The organism is Limnobaculum allomyrinae, assembly GCF_016649425.1.
Taxonomy (GTDB): Bacteria; Pseudomonadota; Gammaproteobacteria; order Enterobacterales; family Enterobacteriaceae; genus Limnobaculum; species Limnobaculum allomyrinae.
This window is the reverse complement of sequence record NZ_JADRCR010000001.1, coordinates 21,847-39,282: the sequence shown is the minus strand read 5'-3', so window position 1 is coordinate 39,282 and position 17,436 is coordinate 21,847. Positions and strand designations below refer to the sequence as shown.

The following is a 17,436-nucleotide window of genomic DNA, read 5'->3' as shown; positions in this document are numbered from 1 at the left end:
GTGATTAACTTATCAGTGGATCTGAATCATACCTTATGCGGCCCTATCCATCAACGAAACGGTGTTGGATCCCCGGCACCAACTCTCACCACGACCGGTGAGTCATCAGTCAGGTCAATGACCGTGGTAGGCTGTTGGCCTAAATAACCGCCGTTGATAATTAAATCAACGTGTTTTGACAACGTATCGCGAATCTCTTCCGGATCGGATTCCGCAAAGTCATTGCCCGGTAGCATCAGTGTGGTGGACATCATCGGTTCGTTGAGTTCAGCCAGCAGCGCCAGTGCTATTGGGTTAGAGGGGACTCGTAGCCCAATGGTTTTACGTTTTTCATTCATCAGACGACGTGGAACTTCTTTTGTCGCTTTTAATATGAAAGTGTAATTGCCCGGCGTATTGTTTTTGATCAACCGAAAAGCCGTGTTATCAACGTGAGCATAGGTGGAAAGTTCAGACAGATCGCGACACATCAGAGTGAAGTTATGGTTACTGTCCAACTGACGAATGCGACAAATACGCTCCATAGCGTGTTTATCTTCCAGCATACAGCCTAATGCATATCCGGAGTCAGTTGGGTAAACAATCACTCCGCCTTTGCGTAAAAACTCTACCGACTGGCTAATTAGCCGCGGTTGGGGGTTATCCTGATGGATATAGAAAAACTGACTCATGGGAACTCCTGTGGTACCTGGCGGTTAGCGATGTTTATGTTGTGGATCGGGCGCTAACGGCTTAAATCGATAATTTATTACAAAATCGTTTATTTTGGTTCTGTGAATATTCCGGCCGTAAAAACCATGAACGACTATCGCCATAGTGCTCGGCCGGAAGACCGTTTGTACTTAGCATCGGAGATGCGTCGAGCCTAGCCCGCCAATTAACTTTGTCATTAATATTATTAACAAACTAATTTTATCGGGTTTAACTTATTCTAACCATCAACTACACAAACCAGTTATGCCATACCGGAATGACTTTATCCGGTAGGAAAAGTCGCCGTCCCAGTTCAACCCAGGCACAGGGGTAGTGAAAATCCGAGCCCTGAGAAGCCAGTAGCTGATATTCCTGAGCATACAGTGCCAATTGTGCGCGTTCCTGTGGGGCCTGCTGGCACTGAGAGACTTCCATTGCATCACCGCCAGCTTGTTTAAACTCGATGATTAAACGTCGTAACCATTTAGCTGACAAATCATAACGCCCCGGATGAGCTAATACCGCCTGTCCACCGGCAAGATGAATGGCTTCCACTGCTTCTGTTATTGTACACCACTGAGGTGGTACATAGCCGGTTTTCCCTCGCGCCAGGTAGTTTTTAAATACCTGAGCCATATCAGAGGCTTTGCCTAATTCAATCAGATAGCGGGCAAAGTGCGCGCGGGTAATAGCTGCATCACCGGCAAAACGTTGTGCTCCGCTTAGTGCATCAGGGATATGGTGCTTTTCCAGCCGTCGGGCTATTTCTTGGGCTCGTTCTGCCCGTCTGATCGCTTGTGCCGCTAACAGCTCGGTCATGGCTTTTGAATCAGGATCGATATTCAGGCCAACAATATGAATATCAAAACTTTCCCAGCCTGTTGAAATCTCTACGCCGTTAATCAGATGCAGTGCCAATCCCTTTTCTTCAATTGCCTGCTTCGCAGCCGTTAAAGCGCTGGTGGTATCGTGGTCAGTAATGGCCAGCACGCTAACTCGCATTTCAACGGCCCGCTCAACCAACTGCGCTGGTGTTAACATACCGTCAGAGGCGTTAGTATGACTATGGAGATCGTACAGTGGAAAACGCGGCAGCTCTGAAGAGGTTATCGCTGAACTCTGTTCGTTCTCTTGTCCATCAGAGGGTATTTGTGGGCTATCTAAAGGCATGGGAATTTAAAATGGTCCTGCTTTACTGTCTGGTGGCGTAATGAATCTCTTCAACCAAATTATAATGTTCTGGTTGGGTAATATTCGTTTATTTGCCCTCTATGATAGCGCTTAATACGGATAGCCCCTAACAGATAATGGGATTTATTTCCGATTACCGGCAATATTAGTTTCACCTTTTATTGGGGGAAATATCAGTTATCAATCAGAAATAGAAAAAACTGCGAATCCAGTCCGGTATTCTTCAACAACCTTCGATATAATCACGCCAATTTCCTGCTGAATGGTAACTGAAACGATGGATTATCAACTTGATTTAGACTGGGATGACTTCTTAAACCACTACTGGCAGAAGCGTCCGGTGGTATTGAAGAACGTTATCAAAAACTTTATTGATCCAATCTCGCCGGATGAATTAGCAGGGTTGGCTATGGAGAGCGAAGTTGACAGCCGTTTGGTGAGTCAACCAAATGGTCACTGGCAAGCCAGCAATGGGCCTTTCGAAAGCTATGATCACCTGGGAGAAAAAGGCTGGTCATTACTGGTGCAGGCAGTTAACCACTGGCATGCGCCCTCTGCCGCTCTGGTTCGTCCTTTCCGTAAGTTGCCAGACTGGCGTCTTGACGATTTGATGATCTCTTTCTCTGTTCCTGGCGGTGGCGTTGGCCCACATATCGACCAGTATGACGTATTTATTATTCAGGGTATGGGCAGCCGCCGTTGGCGCGTAGGGGATAAAAAGCCGTTAAAGCAATATTGCCCACATCCTGCCTTACTACACGTAGAACCTTTTGATCCCATCATTGATGAAGATTTAGCGCCGGGCGATATTCTGTACATTCCACCGGGATTTCCGCACGACGGCTTCACTCATGAAACGGCACTGAACTATTCCGTTGGCTACCGTGGGCCTAATACCCGCGATCTTATCAGCAATTTCGCCGATTATGTGCTGGAGCACGATTTAGGTGGTGAGCACTACAGCGATCCGGATCTGAAGCTGAGAGAGCACCCGGCATTAGTTGAAGAGTATGAACTGGAACGCCTGCGCGGCATGATGATTAATCTGATTAATCAACCAGAAGATTTCAACCAATGGTTTGGTCGTTTCGTGACAACGTCACGCCATGAGCTGGATATTGCCCCTGCTGAACCCGCATACCGATCTGATGAAATTTATGATTCATTAGTTCAGGGTGAGAGTCTGATTCGCCTGAGCGGTCTGCGCGTGCTGCGCGTTGGTGACCTTTGCTTCGCAAACGGTGAGCTTATTGATACGCCGCACCTTGAAGCCGCTGATGCCCTGTGCCGTTACCCATTAATCAGCCAGAAAGAGTTGGGTGATGCACTGGAAGATCCGGCGTTTGTTGCCGTGCTGGCGCATCTAGTGAATAGCGGTTATTGGTATTTTAACGACTATTGATGCTATCTGTTGATGGTAAGTATAAGGCCTCGCATAATGCGAGGCCTTTTCATATCCATCTTACCAATGTGTGTCTACCTCGAAACGCTATACGGCTTTATCGAGGCTACAAACCTTATTTTCCTCATCCTGCTCCACGGCAAAACAGGCAATTAACTGCCCGTCATAGTTCTTCAGTGCTGGTTTAACTTCAAAACAAGTATCAAAGGCGCGCTGGCAACGAGCGTTAAAGGCACAGCCTTGAGGTGGATTTAACGGACTCGGTAGTTCACCGGTGAGTTTGATTCTTTCACGACGGACATCCGGATTTAAACGCGGAGTAGCAGAGAGTAATGCCTGAGTATAAGGATGACGCGGATTATTAAAAATCTGGTCTTTGGTACCCTGCTCTACACAACGCCCTAAGTACATCACCATCACATCATCGGCAATATGTTCCACTACCGATAGATCATGGGAAATAAAGACATAGGAGAGTCCCATTTCCTGCTGTAAATCCATCATCAGATTCAATACCTGTGCCCGAACGGAAACGTCCAGCGCCGATACCGGCTCATCCGCCACGACAATATCCGGATTAAGCATCAATCCACGAGCAATAGCGATACGCTGACGCTGGCCGCCGGAGAACATGTGCGGATAACGTTCATAGTGCTCGGTTCTCAGCCCGACTTTAGCCATAATTGCCAGTGCCTTTTCACGCCGTTCCGCTTTAGATAATGAGGTATTAATCCGCAGCGGTTCTTCCAGTATCTCACCTATCTTCTTGCGTGGATTCAGCGAACCATAAGGGTTTTGGAACACAATCTGAATTTTCTGACGACGCAGTTTTTGCGCCGCCGGATCGTGTTTCAGTAAATCCTGCCCCTGATAGTAGAGTTCACCCTCAGTGGGCACTTCAATCATGGTCAACATACGACCCAGCGTTGATTTACCGCATCCGGACTCACCAACCACCGCCAGCGTTTTCCCTTTTTCCAATGTAAAAGAGACCCCATCCAGAGACTTCACCTGCTGTTGAGCAGAAAACAGCCCATTTTTAACTGAATAATATTTTTTCAGACCAATAGCCTGTAATAATGGATATTCCTGACTCATAGCGTTGGCCTCCCCTGATCGTCAAGCGGCGTATGGCATTTCACCTGTCTTCTGGCTTCCCCTTTTAGTTCCGGCTCCTGCTGACGGCAGAAATCGGTAGCATAGGGGCAGCGAGGGCTTAATAAACAGCCTTTAGGTCGATCGTATTTACCGGGAACTACGCCTGGCAATGAGTTTAAACGCTCTTTCTCACTGGAAAACTCAGGTAATGCACGTAACAACGCCTGTGTATAAGGATGGCGTGGGGTACGGAAAATCTCTTCCGCTTTACCGCTTTCCATTACCTGACCGGCATACATCACGATAATGTACTGTGCAGCTTCAGCCACCAACGCTAAATCGTGAGTGATCAGAATCAGCGCCATATTTTCGCGGCGCTGTAGTTCCAACAGTAATTCGATAATTTGCGCCTGAATGGTCACATCCAGCGCGGTTGTTGGTTCATCAGCAATCAGTAACTGAGGGCGACAGGCGATAGCCATCGCTATCATTACCCTCTGGCTCATACCACCAGATAGCTGGTGAGGATAGTTATCCAGACGGGACTCCGGAGCCGGAATGCCAACCTGAGTCAACAAATCAATGGCACGCTGGCGGCGCGTTTTTCGGTTGCCGCCCTGATGAATCTTCAACGCTTCCATAATCTGATAACCCACGGTATAGCATGGATTAAGGCTGGTCATCGGATCCTGAAAAATCATGGCGATTTCATCACCTACAATCTGACGGCGCTCTTTTTCAGAGATAGTACGCAAATCCCGACCGTCAAAATGCAGCCCGTTAGCCATGACTTTGCCGGGAAAATCAATCAGTCCCATGATGGCCAGAGAACTAACCGATTTACCTGAGCCAGACTCCCCTACAATGCCAACCACTTCCCCTTTCTCGACGCTGTAGCTTACGCGGTCAACCGCCCGAAACGGGGTGCTGTCGTCACCGAAATGAACCGATAGCTGTTCAATATCTAATAGTGCCATTTCTTCCCCCGATTACTGCTTAAGTTTAGGGTCGAGCGCATCACGTAGGCCGTCCCCCATTAAGTTAAAGGCCAGTACGGTAAACAGAATGGCCAGTCCCGGGAATGTCACCACCCACCAGGCACTTTGAGCAAACTGTAATACGGAAGAAAGCATGGTTCCCCACTCTGGCGTTGGTGGCTGTGCCCCCATCCCCAGGAAACCCAATGCCGCCATATCTAAAATGGCGTTAGAAAAACCCAACGATGCCTGAACGATCAGCGGTGCCAGACAGTTTGGCAGAATATTGATAAACATCTGGCGCATTGGGCCTGCGCCCGCCACACGAGAGGCCGTAACGTAGTCGCGACTCACCTCAGACAACACCGCTGCCCGAGTCAAGCGCACATAGTGCGGCAATGATACAAAAGTCAGGGCCAGTGAAGCATTAACGATCGAAGGGCCAAAAATCGCCACCAACACCAACGCTAACAGTAAGCTGGGCAGCGCCAGCATGATGTCTGCCACACGCATAATCGCGATATCGATAATGCCACCCAGATAACCAGCGATAACCCCCAGAATCACCCCAAGGATCAGCGACAAACTCACCACCAAACAACCAACCAGCAACGATAAGCGGGTACCGTACATCAGACGGGAAAGAATATCCCTGCCTACGTCATCGGTACCTAAAATATGCTGCATACTGCCGCCGTCCTGCCAGGCCGGTGGCGTTAACAATGCATCACGGAACTGTTCTGCCGGTGAATATGGTGCCAGCCATTGAGCACCAACGGCAATAATTAGCATAATGATGATATAAATCATCCCCACTACTGCGCCTTTATTGCGACGAAAGTAGTGCCAGAACTCCTGCAGCGGCGTCATTGGTTTTGGCGCAGATACGGTTACTTCACTCATGATGCGCCTCCTATTTTCTATGCCGAATACGTGGGTTTACCACGCCGTAGAGAATATCTACCAGCAGGTTAACCAGAATAATCATAATGGCGATCAGTAATACGCCACCTTGTACCACCGGGTAATCCCGGCGCTGTAAACCATCAATTAACCAACGCCCCAGCCCTGGCCAGGAGAAGATAGTTTCAGTTAAAATTGCACCCGCCAACAGCGTACCTATCTGTAATCCAATAATAGTTATTACCGGCAACAGCGCATTACGCAGTGCATGAACCACAATCACCCGAATACGACTCAGCCCTTTGGCTCGTGCGGTACGAATATAGTCTTCCCCCAGCACTTCCAACATTGACGAGCGAGTCATACGTACAATGACCGCTAAAGGAATAGTGCCCAGTACCAGAGCAGGCAGAATAATATGGTGAACCGCATCCCAGAAGTCACCAGGTTCCCCATACAATAAAGTATCCACCAGCATTAAACCGGTTAATGGTTTACTGTCATCAAGAAAAATAAAATCACTGATACGTCCGGAAACCGGCGTCAGATTAAAGTGAACGGAAACCAGCATAATTAGCATCATTCCCCACCAGAAAATAGGCATGGAATAACCGGTTAATGCAAGACTAACAGAGACATGATCGAATACCGAACCACGTTTTACCGCGGCCAGTACGCCAACCGGAATGCCGACTGCGATAGCGAATAACATCGCACAGAAGCCCAGCTCAAACGTCGCCATAAAACGAGGAACGAATTCATCCCAAATAGGGATTTTAGTATTGATGGATACCCCTAAGTCGCCATGCAACAAATTAACCACATAAGTGATGTATTGCTCATACAGCGGCTTATCCAGTCCCAGTTGAGCCATCATCTGCGCATGACGTTCTGCTGATATACCCCGCTCGCCAGCCATTATCATTACCGGATCGCCGGGAATGACATGAATAAAAGCAAAGCTTAATAAGGTAATTCCGATGAAGGTTGGAATAATTAATCCGAAACGTCGGAGGATGAATTGAAGCATAATTGTGTATCTCAGTAGTTATTATAATTACGACAGATTATTGCTCTGTTACAGAGAGACGAGGTTTAGTCGACTGACCCCGAATCAGCATTAATTACTGATACGGGGTCAGAGTTAACTACTTTTTATTTTTCAACGGACGCGGTAGCAAAAGCGTGACGACGGCCATCAATCACGTAGCCTTTCACCTCTTTACGTACCGGTTCAGACACAGTTGAGTGTGCAATCATCAGTGCCGGAGCCTGATCGTGCATCACTACCTGAGCTTGCTTATACAGCTCAATACGCTTGTTATGGTCAGATTCAACGCGGGCAGCCTGAATCAGATCTTCAAACGGCTTATAGCACCAGCGAGAATAGTTTGAACCATCTTTAGCGGCATCACAGCTAAACAGGGTAGCGAAGAAGTTATCCGGATCCCCATTATCTCCCGTCCAGCCAATCAGCATCGCCTGATGTTCACCATTTTTAGTACGCTTCAGATACTCGCCCCACTCATAGGTAACAATCTTGGCTTTCACACCGATCGCCGCCCAGTCGGATTGAATCATCTCAGCCATACGGCGCGCATTCGGGTTATAAGGACGCTGTACCGGCATTGCCCACAGATCGATACTGAAACCATCTGGCAAACCTGCTTCTTTCAGCAGCGCCTTCGCTTTAGCCGGATCGAATTCATAGTCTTTTACGTCATCGTTATAAGACCACATTGTCGGTGGGATCAGGTTTTTCGCTGGCTGACCAGCCCCCTGGAATACTGCATCAATAATTGATTTTTTATTCACCGCCATGGTTAACGCCTGGCGAACTTTCAGGTTATCCAACGGTGGTTTTAACATATTGAAAGAAAGATAGCCGATATTCAGACCCGCTTTTTGTTGCAGAACGATATCTTTATCCTGCTTCATTTTTTCCAGATCCGCAGGGTTTGGATATGGCATTACCTGACATTCATTTTTCTGAATTTTTGCATAACGCACAGAAGCATCAGGGGTAATCGAGAAGACTAAACGATCGATTTTTGGCTTAGTGCCCCAATACTGGTCGAATGCTTTATACAGAATGCGGGCATCTTTTTGATACTGCATCAACTGGAATGGGCCAGTACCGATAGGTGACAGATCCACTTGTTCTGGCTTGCCCGCTTTCATCATGGTATCGGCATATTCTGCAGAGAAGATAGAGGCAAAATCCATCGCGATATCGGCGATAAATGGTGCTTCCGGACGAGTTAATACTATCTTAACGGTATAGTCATCTACCTTCTCAATACTCTGAATCAGATCCTTCATGCCCATATCGCCAAAGTAGGCATAGTTGCCGCCTGACACTTTGTGATATGGATGATTTTCGTCTTTTTGGCGCATAAAGGAGAAAAGAACGTCATCCGCATTAAAATCGCGGGTTGGTTTGAAATCTTTATTGCTGTGGAACTTCACGCCTTTGCGCAGATGGAAAGTATAGGTTTTACCATCGCTGCTCACATCCCACTTCTCGGCCAGGCCAGGAATGGTTTCTGTACCACCAATTTTAAACTCGACTAAACGGTTATAAATAGGTACCGAGCTGGCATCAAAGGTTGTACCACTGGTATACAGTTGTGGACTAAAGCCTTCAGGCGATCCCTCAGAGCAATATACCAATGTATTTGCCTGTGCCCCGGCGACAATACCCAGCGCAGCCAGTCCAATACTCAGATTAAGTAACTTCTTTTTCATTATTAACTCCCACGATAATAGGATGTTGTTTGCTTGCTTTGTTTACGATCCGGTTAACGGCTGTTTCTTTGCATTTTAATAACGCAATTTATTATTTATATTGATAGTTTTTAAATCTGGCGATCAAAAAACAATCAGTTGCCAGCATAACCCCATATGGAGATAAATAACAAATCGCATAAAAGATACATTTCATTAACATTTACGCAAATGAAGTATAGTCATAAAATTTAAATCAGAATAGTTGGCGTGATTTTGTGTTTTTACGCTAAAAAATAATAAAAATTTAGTTTTTTAAATCGTTAATGTTATTTTTTAGTTCAAAATACCAGATGAGAAATCGTTGTAATCTATTTTCACAGAAAGAGAAAAATAAGAATTAGGTAATGCAGGAAGGATTACTTTTAAAACTCTGAATATCATCACACTTTCTGAACCGGTTGGTTCAGAAAATAAACAAAAAAGGTTGCACTTAATAGTGACAGCGTCACCTACGGTGCAACCTGATTAATTTTTTTAACTCAAAAAGTATGCGTTTTTGCTTTATCCGCAGTTAATTCTGCAATACGCATAATAACTGACACCGCCTTTTCCATACCATCAACCGTAACAAACTCATGTTTACTATGAGCATTGTAGCCACCGGTAAAGATATTCGGGCAAGGAATTCCCATATAAGAAAGCACTGCCCCATCGGTTCCCCCACGGATAGGATTTATTATTGGCTCAATATGGTTATCCAGCACCGCCTGGCGTGCAATATCAATAACGTGAGGATGGCGTGCAACTTCATCACGCATATTGTAATAAACATCTTTAATGTTAACTTCAATATGACAGTCCCGGTGCAACCCTTCTCCTACCTGCTGCGCAACCTCAATCAACATACGCTTACGGCGTTCAAAACCATCACGTTCAAAATCACGGATTAAGTAGCTCATTTCGGCGTAATCAACGCTGCCGCGCATCGCATTTAAGTGGAAAAAACCCTGATGCCCATCGGTGTGCTCAGGCGTCTCCAGAGCGGGAAGTGCCTGTTGAAAACGCGCAGCCAGAGAGAGTGCACTAACCATTACCCCTTTTGCCCGGCCAATGTGTACCGCATTACCTACAATTTTGACCGTCGCCTGAGCGGCATTGAAGTTTTCACATTCCAGCTCACCCACCCCACCACCGTCTACGGTATAGGCCCATTTAGCGCCAAACTGTTCAACATCAAAATTCTTCATGCCTTTCCCCACCTCTTCATCTGGGGTAAATGCAATTCGAATATCGCCATGGGGAACATTACTCCCCTTAAGGCGTGCTATCGCGGTAATAATTTCTGCGATACCGGCTTTATCATCAGCGCCAAGCAGGGTTTTGCCATCGGTGGTGATCAGCGTGTGGCCATATAGCTGATGTAATATGGGAAACATCACGGGAGACAACACTTCATCACCAATGCCCAGCGCAATATCGCCACCGCGATAATTTTCTACGATTTGTGGTCTTACACCTTTGCCTGAAACTTCTGGTGATGTATCCATATGGGCAAGAAAACCAATAGTGGGAACTGACCAGCCAACGTTAGAAGGCAGCGTTGCCATCAGACAGCCACTGTCACTTAACACAACATCTGTTAATCCCAGTTCAATCAATTCCTTTTGCAGGTTTTTTGCCAACACGGTTTGCCCTTCCGTACTTGGAATCTGACGAGCATTAGGCCTTGACTGAGTATCAAACGAGACATAGTGAAAAAAGCGATCGAGTAGTCTGTCCATTTTTATCCCCTTAAATATATTCTTTCATTATGCGTATCCCTTGGTTCAATATATTGCGTCAAGTCAGTTTTAGACCTGTTTTTGCATGATATTTAAAGGAAATAGACAGTAAAAAAATAACATCCAAATGCCAATTTCTTCTCTTCGGCAACTCGTTGTTAACCATTAAAAATTTTACTGATAAAAAAACAGACAATAATTGCCGAAATAGGCTTTCATTTATTAACGTCAGGGTCTATTATCCGCGCTCGAAAAATCGAATGGGGTCACTGGTTTTGGATTGGCAGAAATAAGCGGAATAAGTCAATTGCGCTACACTTATGTTTATCCATGCAGTCTTTTCCAGTGATGGTTCTATCTGCCTTAATCCACGGGATAGAGTAACTAAATTAAATGACTGATAACACCTCTATTTTACCGGTTGTCGAACTTAAAAACGTACGTAAAGCATTCGACGGTCGTGACATCATTAACCATTTTAATTTAACGATTAATGATGGTGAATTCCTGACTATCCTGGGCCCTTCCGGCTGCGGAAAAACCACAGTACTTCGCCTGATTGCCGGTTTAGAAACCGTCGATGAAGGACAGATTTTACTGACTAATCAGGATATTACGCATCAGCCAGCGGAACAACGGCATGTGAATACCGTCTTCCAGAGCTATGCGCTATTCCCTCATATGACGATTTTTGAAAACGTCGCTTTTGGCCTGCGTATGCAAAAAACGCCGGCTGACCAAATTACGCCTCGCGTAATGGAAGCATTGAAGATGGTGCAACTGGACTCTTATGCCCAGCGTAAACCTCATCAACTTTCTGGTGGTCAACAACAGCGCGTTGCCATTGCTCGTGCCGTAGTCAATAAACCAAAAGTTTTACTGCTGGATGAATCACTCTCCGCACTGGATTACAAATTACGTAAACAGATGCAGAGTGAGCTACAGGCATTACAACGCAAACTGGGTATCACCTTTGTGTTCGTGACTCACGATCAAGAAGAAGCCCTGACTATGTCTGACCGTATTGTGGTTATGCGTAACGGTCAAATCGAACAAGATGGTACTCCTCGTGAAATTTACGAAGAGCCAAAAAATATGTTCGTTGCTCGCTTTATCGGTGAAATCAACGAATTTGATGCGGTAATTATCAACCGTATTGACGAAAAACGCGTCTGGGCTAATGTTGAAGGCCGGGAGTGCGGTATTCTGACCGATCTGGATGTACAATCAGGGGATAAAGTTAAAGTTCTGCTTCGTCCTGAAGACCTTGCTGTTGTAGCCGTGAAAGACGGTGAAAAAGTGGATGGTCTGGTTGGCTATATCCGCGAGCACAACTACAAAGGAATGATGCTGGAATCTGTGGTTGAGTTAGAAAGCGGTAAAATGGTGATGATCAGTGAGTTCTTCAACGAAGACGATCCTGATGTCGATCACTCACTGGACCACAAAGTCGCAGTGACCTGGGTTGAACGCTGGGAGGTGGTACTGGCAGATGAACTCGCACAATAAGCCGTCACAGCGTAAGCTGTTTCAACAGGTTTCTATCGCTATCATCGTATCCTGGTTGGTACTGTTTGTTTTCTTACCTAACCTGATGATTATTGGAACCAGTTTCCTTACCCGGGACGATGCGAATCTCATCTCGCTGGTATTCAGTCTGGACAATTACAGTCGACTGTTTGACCCGATGTATCTACAGGTGATGTTGCACTCGCTAAATATGGCGCTGATCGCGACATTCTTCTGTTTGATTATCGGTTATCCGTTTGCTTACTGTATTGCCAGCATGCCTAAACGTGCCCAGCCGATTATGCTATTCCTGTTGATTATTCCATTCTGGACTAACTCACTGATTCGTACCTATGGTCTGAAAATATTTATCAGTACCAAAGGAATATTGAATCAGATTTTGTTAGGTATTGGTTTAATCGATGAACCACTGCGTATCATGTATTCGCAAGAAGCGGTCATCATTGGTCTGGTATACATTTTGCTGCCGTTTATGGTGCTTCCTCTCTATTCCAGCATTGAAAAACTGGATAAAAACTATATTGAGGCAGCCCGTGACTTGGGTGCGAAAAAGGTTCAAACCTTTGTACGCGTGATTATTCCATTAACCATGCCGGGAATTATTGCCGGTTGTTTACTGGTTTTACTGCCGGCAATGGGCATGTTCTATATTGCAGACCTGTTAGGTGGTGCGAAGAACTTACTCGTCGGTAACGTAATAAAGAACCAGTTCCTGAGATTGCGCGACTGGCCATTCGGTGCAGCAACCAGTATTAGCTTAACCATTTTGATGGGTCTGATGCTGTATTTCTATTACCGCGTAGCTAAGTTACTTAACCGGAAGGATGAACTGGAATGATTGGACGCCTTTTCCGTGGCGGCTTTATGACCGCCGTTTATGCCTTTTTGTATATTCCGATCGGTATTCTGATCGTTAACTCCTTTAACTCCGCGAAGTATGGCGTGACCTGGAAAGGATTTACTACCCAGTGGTATGAAATCCTGATGAACAACGACAGTCTGTTACAGGCTGCCGGTCACTCAGTAGTGATTGCGACTTTCTCTGCCACCTTTGCCACCCTGATTGGCTCACTGACGGCAGTAGCGTTATATCGCTATCAGTTCCGCGGTAAGCACTTTGTCAGTGGCATGCTATTTGTGGTGATGATGTCGCCGGATATCGTGATGGCAATTTCGCTGTTGGCATTGTATATGCTGTTGGGGTTATCGCTGGGCTTCTGGTCACTGATGCTGGCTCATATCACTTTCTGTCTGCCTTTCGTGGTAATTACCGTTTATTCTCGTCTGAAAGGTTTTGACGTCAGAATGTTAGAAGCAGCTCGCGATCTGGGTGCTACAGAGTTCACCATTATGCGTAAAATCGTATTACCTATCGCTATGCCTGCCGTGGTAGCCGGTTGGTTACTGAGCTTTACGTTATCAATGGATGACGTTGTGGTCTCCTCATTTGTGACCGGGCCATCCTATGAAATCCTACCGTTGAAGATTTACTCAATGGTGAAAGTAGGTATGTCTCCGGAAGTGAACGCGTTAGCCACTATCATGCTGGTGTTCTCGCTGTTCATGGTGCTGGCCAGCCAACTGGTTATGCGCGATCGCAATACCAAATAAGTTTGTCGCCGGGGCCCTGCTCCGGCGTTTAATCTCCAACCGCTCCCTTTTAAGGAGATACGCTGAATGAAAAAGTGGTCTCATCTGCTGGCTGCAGGAGCCATGCTGCTCTCTATCGGTGCTGCACAAGCCGATAAAGATGTCGTTTATTTCTATAACTGGTCTGAATATGTTCCTCCGGGATTAATGGATGATTTCACCAAAGAGACCGGTATTAAAGTGATCAACTCATCATTTGAGTCGATCGATACCATGTATACCAAGCTAAAAACTTACAAAGATGGTGCTTACGATTTAGTGGTACCTTCCGCGTATTTCGTTGCTCGTATGCGTGATGAAGGTATGATTCAAAAGATCGATACCAGCAAACTGAAAAATTTCAAAAATATTGATCCGGCATTACAGTCAAAACCTTTTGATCCAACCAACGAATGGTCTATTCCCTATACCTGGGGCGCTACGGCTATCGCGGTAAATACCGATGTTATCGATCCTAAAACCGTGACCAGTTGGGCTGATTTGTGGAGCCCACGTTTTAAAGATCGCATTCTGATTCTGGACGATGCCCGTGAAGTGTTCCCAATTGCTTTACAAAAACTCGGTTATTCCATTAACACTACCGATCCTAAGCAAATTCAGGAAGCCTACGAAGAATTACGTAAGCTAATGCCTAATGTGGTGGTATTCAACTCCGATGCACCAGCCAACCCTTATATTGAAGGGGATATTGATATTGGCATGCTGTGGAACGGTTCTTCTTATATGGCTCGTCAGGAAGGCGTTCACCTTCAGTTTATCTGGCCTAAAGAAGGTGCCATTTTCTGGATGGATAGTATGGCTATTCCATCAAACGCCAAGAACGTTGAAGGCGCACTGAAATTAATTGATTACCTGTTACGCCCTGAAGTTGCAGCTAAAATTGCCAATGAAATTGGTTATCCAACGCCAAACATTGAAGCCAGAAAGCTATTACCTAAGTCACTAACAGAAGATAAATCTTTGTACCCTGATGAAGAAACGCTTAAAAACGGCCAATGGCAAGGTTCTGTCGGTGAGTCTGGTTTATTGTATGAAACACTATTCCAGAACCTGAAAGCAGGCGGTTGATAAACGTTATTTTATTATCGCAACACAGGTTAAATAACAGTGCCGGAGAATGCGTTATATCGTTTTCTCCGGTATTTTTTTATCTGTTACCACCCTTTCATTTCTGCTCGTCTTACTGCTCTATGTAAGGCGGATATGATGTATATCAAGTCAATGCTGAAATTAGACTGAAGTCTAAATTATCCCTTGTTATGATGATCGGGCATATTGTTACCGTTAATCATATTGTTTCACATGCGTGGGTTTATTTATTTCATGGTTTACTGATATAAAGAATAAACACTCATCGCAATACTAAACATCCTGAAATTTGAGGATGACAAGAGGATAACTGGAATGGTTCAAGCACTAACAAAGCAATCAGCTCTCGACCTTTTTGAACAAATTACTGCCTTCAGCGTTAATGATTCAACACCCGGAATTACCCGTCTGGCCTACTCAAAAGAAGACGAGCAGGCCCATAAAATGATGATCGAGAAAATGCAGCAAATGGGGCTGCAAGTACGTCAGGATATGATGGGAAATATTTTCGCTCGCCTGCCGGGTAAAAATCCGGAACTACCGGCTATCGGTACCGGCTCTCACATTGACTCAGTACCTCAGGGCGGAGCTTATGATGGTGTTATCGGCGTTATTGCTGGCCTGTACGCTATCTCCCAGTTTAAACCTCAACAATTAAAACGCTCCCTTGAGTTGGTGATCTTCCGTGCAGAAGAGTCCAGCCGTTTCGGTTTTGCCTGTATGGCCAGTAAAGTCATGGCAGGTCAGGCCGACTTTGATAAGTGGGCAAAAAATACCGACAGTGAAGGAAATAATATTTTTCAGGTGTTAGATAACTGCGGTTATCAGAGCCAGAAACTGGATGAGTGCCGCCTGCCCGCGAATTATTTCGATGCTTTTATCGAAACCCACATTGAGCAAGGCAAAGTGTTGGAACATCAACATAAGCGTATTGGTGTGGTTAACGGTATTGCGGCTCCGTGTCGCTATCGCGTTGAAGTTCACGGTCATGCAGACCACTCAGGCGCAACCCCCATGTCTCAACGTCATGATGCGTTAGTAGCCAGCTCCGCGATTATTACCGATATCAACACCGCCGCCTGTTATGAGTCAGCGTATGGCACCGTGGGAACGGTTGGCCGCCTTGACGTGACGCCTAATGCGATTAACGTGATTCCTGGTGATGTGACTTTCTATGTGGACATTCGTGGCGTCGATAAAGCCAGTGTAAACCGCGTAGTGGCTAAATTTCTCTCATCCGTAGAGCATGCTAAAGCAGCACAGGATGTAGTGATTCACGTTTCTGAGCTGGCGAATGATATGCCGGTGTTGATGAAAGATGAGATTGTGCAACGTCTGGAGCGTATTTGTCAGGAACACAGTGTTCCTTACGTTACCATGATGAGCGGCGCAGGTCATGACACCATGTATATGGCGCAAGACTTCCCGGCAGGTATGTTGTTTATTCCTTCAAAAGAAGGCGTGAGCCATCATCCGGATGAGTATAGTGAGTTTGAGGATGTGATTCTGGCAGCGGAAATTCTGCGGCAGGCGATGGGCGAGTTAGCGGACGCTTGATATTTGACAAGAGCTTTTAAATTGGCTTTAAAGAATATTCCGGCCGTAATGGCAATGTGCTTATATTGCCGATGTGCCCGGCCGGAAGACCATCAGTACTTAAGCCCGGTAAGCGCCGGGCTTGCCCGCTCAATTAAAATCGCCCTGTGAGGACATTCCGGCCATAATGGCAATGTGCTTATATTGCCGATGTGCCCGGCCGGAAGACCATCAGTACTTAAGCCCGGTAAGCGCCGGACTTGCCCGCTTAATTAAAATCGCCCTGTGAGGACATTCCGGCCGTAATGGCGATGTGCTTATATTGTCGGTGTGCCCGGCCGGAAGACCATCAGTACTTCAGCCCGGTAAGTGCCGGGCTTGCCCGCTTAATTAAAATCGCCCTGTGAAGACATTCCGGCCGTAATGGCAATGTGCTTATATTGCCGATGTGCCCGGCCGGAAGACCATCAGTACTTCAGCCCGGTAAGCGCTGGGCTTGCCCGCTTAATTAAAATCACCCCGTGAGGACATTCCGGCCGTAATAGCAATGTGCTTATATTACCGGTGTGCCAGGCCGGAAGACCATCAGTACTTCAGCCTGGAGCGCGTTGGGCCTAGTCCCCCTAGGGGCGCTCCGGCAGCTAAAGCTGCTACGACCCCAACGGCGGCCTCTCCCAACGATTTGCTATAGCTAAAAAAGAAAAAATATTCAGGGCAACGCCCTGAATACTAAACAATCCTTTGACCTTCTTCTGTTGACCTTTAAGAGCACTGGAATTCAGCTGACGACTGAGAGAGGCCAGCACGGCTGGCATGAATGCCAGTCGAGGCACTGCTTCGCCGGGAACGAATCAGT

The 17,436-nt window shown here is 46.2% G+C and carries 14 protein-coding genes; 6 read left to right on the top strand and 8 right to left on the bottom strand.

Annotated elements, in window-relative coordinates; genetic code table 11:
- Nucleotides 1-50: 50 nt before the first annotated feature.
- Together I2494_RS00170 and rnm are read right to left on the bottom strand one after the other, a co-directional pair.
- Nucleotides 51-671 (bottom strand): L-threonylcarbamoyladenylate synthase, encoded by a 621-nt coding sequence (locus I2494_RS00170; RefSeq protein ID WP_130591118.1) that lies wholly within the window; start codon nt 669-671, stop codon nt 51-53.
- A 271-nt stretch (nt 672-942) separates the two neighbouring features.
- Complete coding sequence (gene rnm / locus I2494_RS00165) at nt 943-1,803, bottom strand: RNase RNM (protein ID WP_407657846.1); 861 nt, start codon at nt 1,801-1,803, stop codon at nt 943-945.
- Nucleotides 1,804-2,161: 358 nt separating this feature from the next.
- On the opposite strand from rnm, the gene I2494_RS00160 reads away from it, so the two are divergent.
- Complete coding sequence (locus I2494_RS00160; RefSeq protein ID WP_218465955.1) at nt 2,162-3,286, top strand: ribosomal protein uL16 3-hydroxylase; 1,125 nt, start codon at nt 2,162-2,164, stop codon at nt 3,284-3,286.
- A gap of 87 nt (nt 3,287-3,373) precedes the next feature.
- Here the strand turns inward: I2494_RS00160 and dppF are convergent, their stop codons facing one another.
- From dppF to pepT, 6 genes are all read right to left on the bottom strand, one after another.
- On the bottom strand, nt 3,374-4,384 hold the full coding sequence (dppF, locus tag I2494_RS00155) for a dipeptide ABC transporter ATP-binding subunit DppF (RefSeq protein WP_218465956.1): 1,011 nt from the start codon (nt 4,382-4,384) through the stop codon (nt 3,374-3,376).
- Entirely contained in the window at nt 4,381-5,361 is a 981-nt protein-coding gene (gene dppD / locus I2494_RS00150; protein WP_218465957.1) for a dipeptide ABC transporter ATP-binding protein, read from the bottom strand. Before dppD ends, dppF begins: the two co-directional genes overlap by 4 nt.
- A 12-nt stretch (nt 5,362-5,373) precedes the next feature.
- On the bottom strand, nt 5,374-6,264 hold the full coding sequence (gene dppC / locus I2494_RS00145) for a dipeptide ABC transporter permease DppC (RefSeq protein ID WP_218465958.1): 891 nt from the start codon (nt 6,262-6,264) through the stop codon (nt 5,374-5,376).
- Between the two features lie 10 nt (nt 6,265-6,274).
- Nucleotides 6,275-7,294, bottom strand: coding sequence for a dipeptide ABC transporter permease DppB (dppB, locus tag I2494_RS00140; protein ID WP_218465959.1), 1,020 nt, complete (start codon nt 7,292-7,294; stop codon nt 6,275-6,277).
- Nucleotides 7,295-7,419: 125 nt separating this feature from the next.
- Complete coding sequence (dppA, locus tag I2494_RS00135; protein ID WP_218465960.1) at nt 7,420-9,012, bottom strand: dipeptide ABC transporter periplasmic-binding protein DppA; 1,593 nt, start codon at nt 9,010-9,012, stop codon at nt 7,420-7,422.
- Nucleotides 9,013-9,533: 521 nt separating this feature from the next.
- Nucleotides 9,534-10,775 carry a peptidase T gene (pepT, locus tag I2494_RS00130; protein ID WP_218465961.1) on the bottom strand — a complete coding sequence of 414 codons (1,242 nt, stop codon included), beginning with the start codon at nt 10,773-10,775 and terminating at the stop codon, nt 9,534-9,536.
- Between the two features lie 393 nt (nt 10,776-11,168).
- Here pepT and potA point away from each other — a divergent pair, with 393 nt between their 5' ends.
- From potA to I2494_RS00105, 5 genes are all read left to right on the top strand, one after another.
- Nucleotides 11,169-12,284 carry a spermidine/putrescine ABC transporter ATP-binding protein PotA gene (gene potA, locus I2494_RS00125; protein ID WP_218465962.1) on the top strand — a complete coding sequence of 372 codons (1,116 nt, stop codon included), beginning with the start codon at nt 11,169-11,171 and terminating at the stop codon, nt 12,282-12,284.
- Complete coding sequence (gene potB / locus I2494_RS00120; RefSeq protein WP_218465963.1) at nt 12,268-13,143, top strand: spermidine/putrescine ABC transporter permease PotB; 876 nt, start codon at nt 12,268-12,270, stop codon at nt 13,141-13,143. Before potA ends, potB begins: the two co-directional genes overlap by 17 nt.
- Nucleotides 13,140-13,916: a spermidine/putrescine ABC transporter permease PotC gene (gene potC, locus I2494_RS00115; protein ID WP_218465964.1), complete on the top strand. Its 777-nt coding sequence runs from the start codon at nt 13,140-13,142 to the stop codon at nt 13,914-13,916. The genes potB and potC overlap by 4 nt, the downstream gene beginning before the upstream one ends.
- A 66-nt stretch (nt 13,917-13,982) precedes the next feature.
- Nucleotides 13,983-15,023, top strand: a complete 1,041-nt coding sequence (potD, locus tag I2494_RS00110) for a spermidine/putrescine ABC transporter substrate-binding protein PotD (protein WP_218465965.1) — start codon at nt 13,983-13,985, stop codon at nt 15,021-15,023.
- 336 nt (nt 15,024-15,359) lie between these two features.
- Entirely contained in the window at nt 15,360-16,601 is a 1,242-nt protein-coding gene (locus I2494_RS00105; protein ID WP_218465966.1) for a Zn-dependent hydrolase, read from the top strand.
- The last annotated feature ends 835 nt before the right edge of the window (nt 16,602-17,436 follow it).

Excerpts from the sequence above, each read along its gene's own strand:
- I2494_RS00170 (WP_130591118.1), bottom strand. The coding sequence starts at position 671 with ATGAGTCAGTTTTTCTATATCCATCAGGATAACCCCCAACCGCGGCTA.
- I2494_RS00160 (WP_218465955.1), top strand. The coding sequence starts at position 2,162 with ATGGATTATCAACTTGATTTAGACTGGGATGACTTCTTAAACCACTAC.
- dppF (WP_218465956.1), bottom strand. The coding sequence starts at position 4,384 with ATGAGTCAGGAATATCCATTATTACAGGCTATTGGTCTGAAAAAATAT.
- dppD (WP_218465957.1), bottom strand. The coding sequence starts at position 5,361 with ATGGCACTATTAGATATTGAACAGCTATCGGTTCATTTCGGTGACGAC.
- dppC (WP_218465958.1), bottom strand. The coding sequence starts at position 6,264 with ATGAGTGAAGTAACCGTATCTGCGCCAAAACCAATGACGCCGCTGCAG.
- dppB (WP_218465959.1), bottom strand. The coding sequence starts at position 7,294 with ATGCTTCAATTCATCCTCCGACGTTTCGGATTAATTATTCCAACCTTC.
- dppA (WP_218465960.1), bottom strand. The coding sequence starts at position 9,012 with ATGAAAAAGAAGTTACTTAATCTGAGTATTGGACTGGCTGCGCTGGGT.
- pepT (WP_218465961.1), bottom strand. The coding sequence starts at position 10,775 with ATGGACAGACTACTCGATCGCTTTTTTCACTATGTCTCGTTTGATACT.
- potA (WP_218465962.1), top strand. The coding sequence starts at position 11,169 with ATGACTGATAACACCTCTATTTTACCGGTTGTCGAACTTAAAAACGTA.
- potB (WP_218465963.1), top strand. The coding sequence starts at position 12,268 with ATGAACTCGCACAATAAGCCGTCACAGCGTAAGCTGTTTCAACAGGTT.
- potC (WP_218465964.1), top strand. The coding sequence starts at position 13,140 with ATGATTGGACGCCTTTTCCGTGGCGGCTTTATGACCGCCGTTTATGCC.
- potD (WP_218465965.1), top strand. The coding sequence starts at position 13,983 with ATGAAAAAGTGGTCTCATCTGCTGGCTGCAGGAGCCATGCTGCTCTCT.
- I2494_RS00105 (WP_218465966.1), top strand. The coding sequence starts at position 15,360 with ATGGTTCAAGCACTAACAAAGCAATCAGCTCTCGACCTTTTTGAACAA.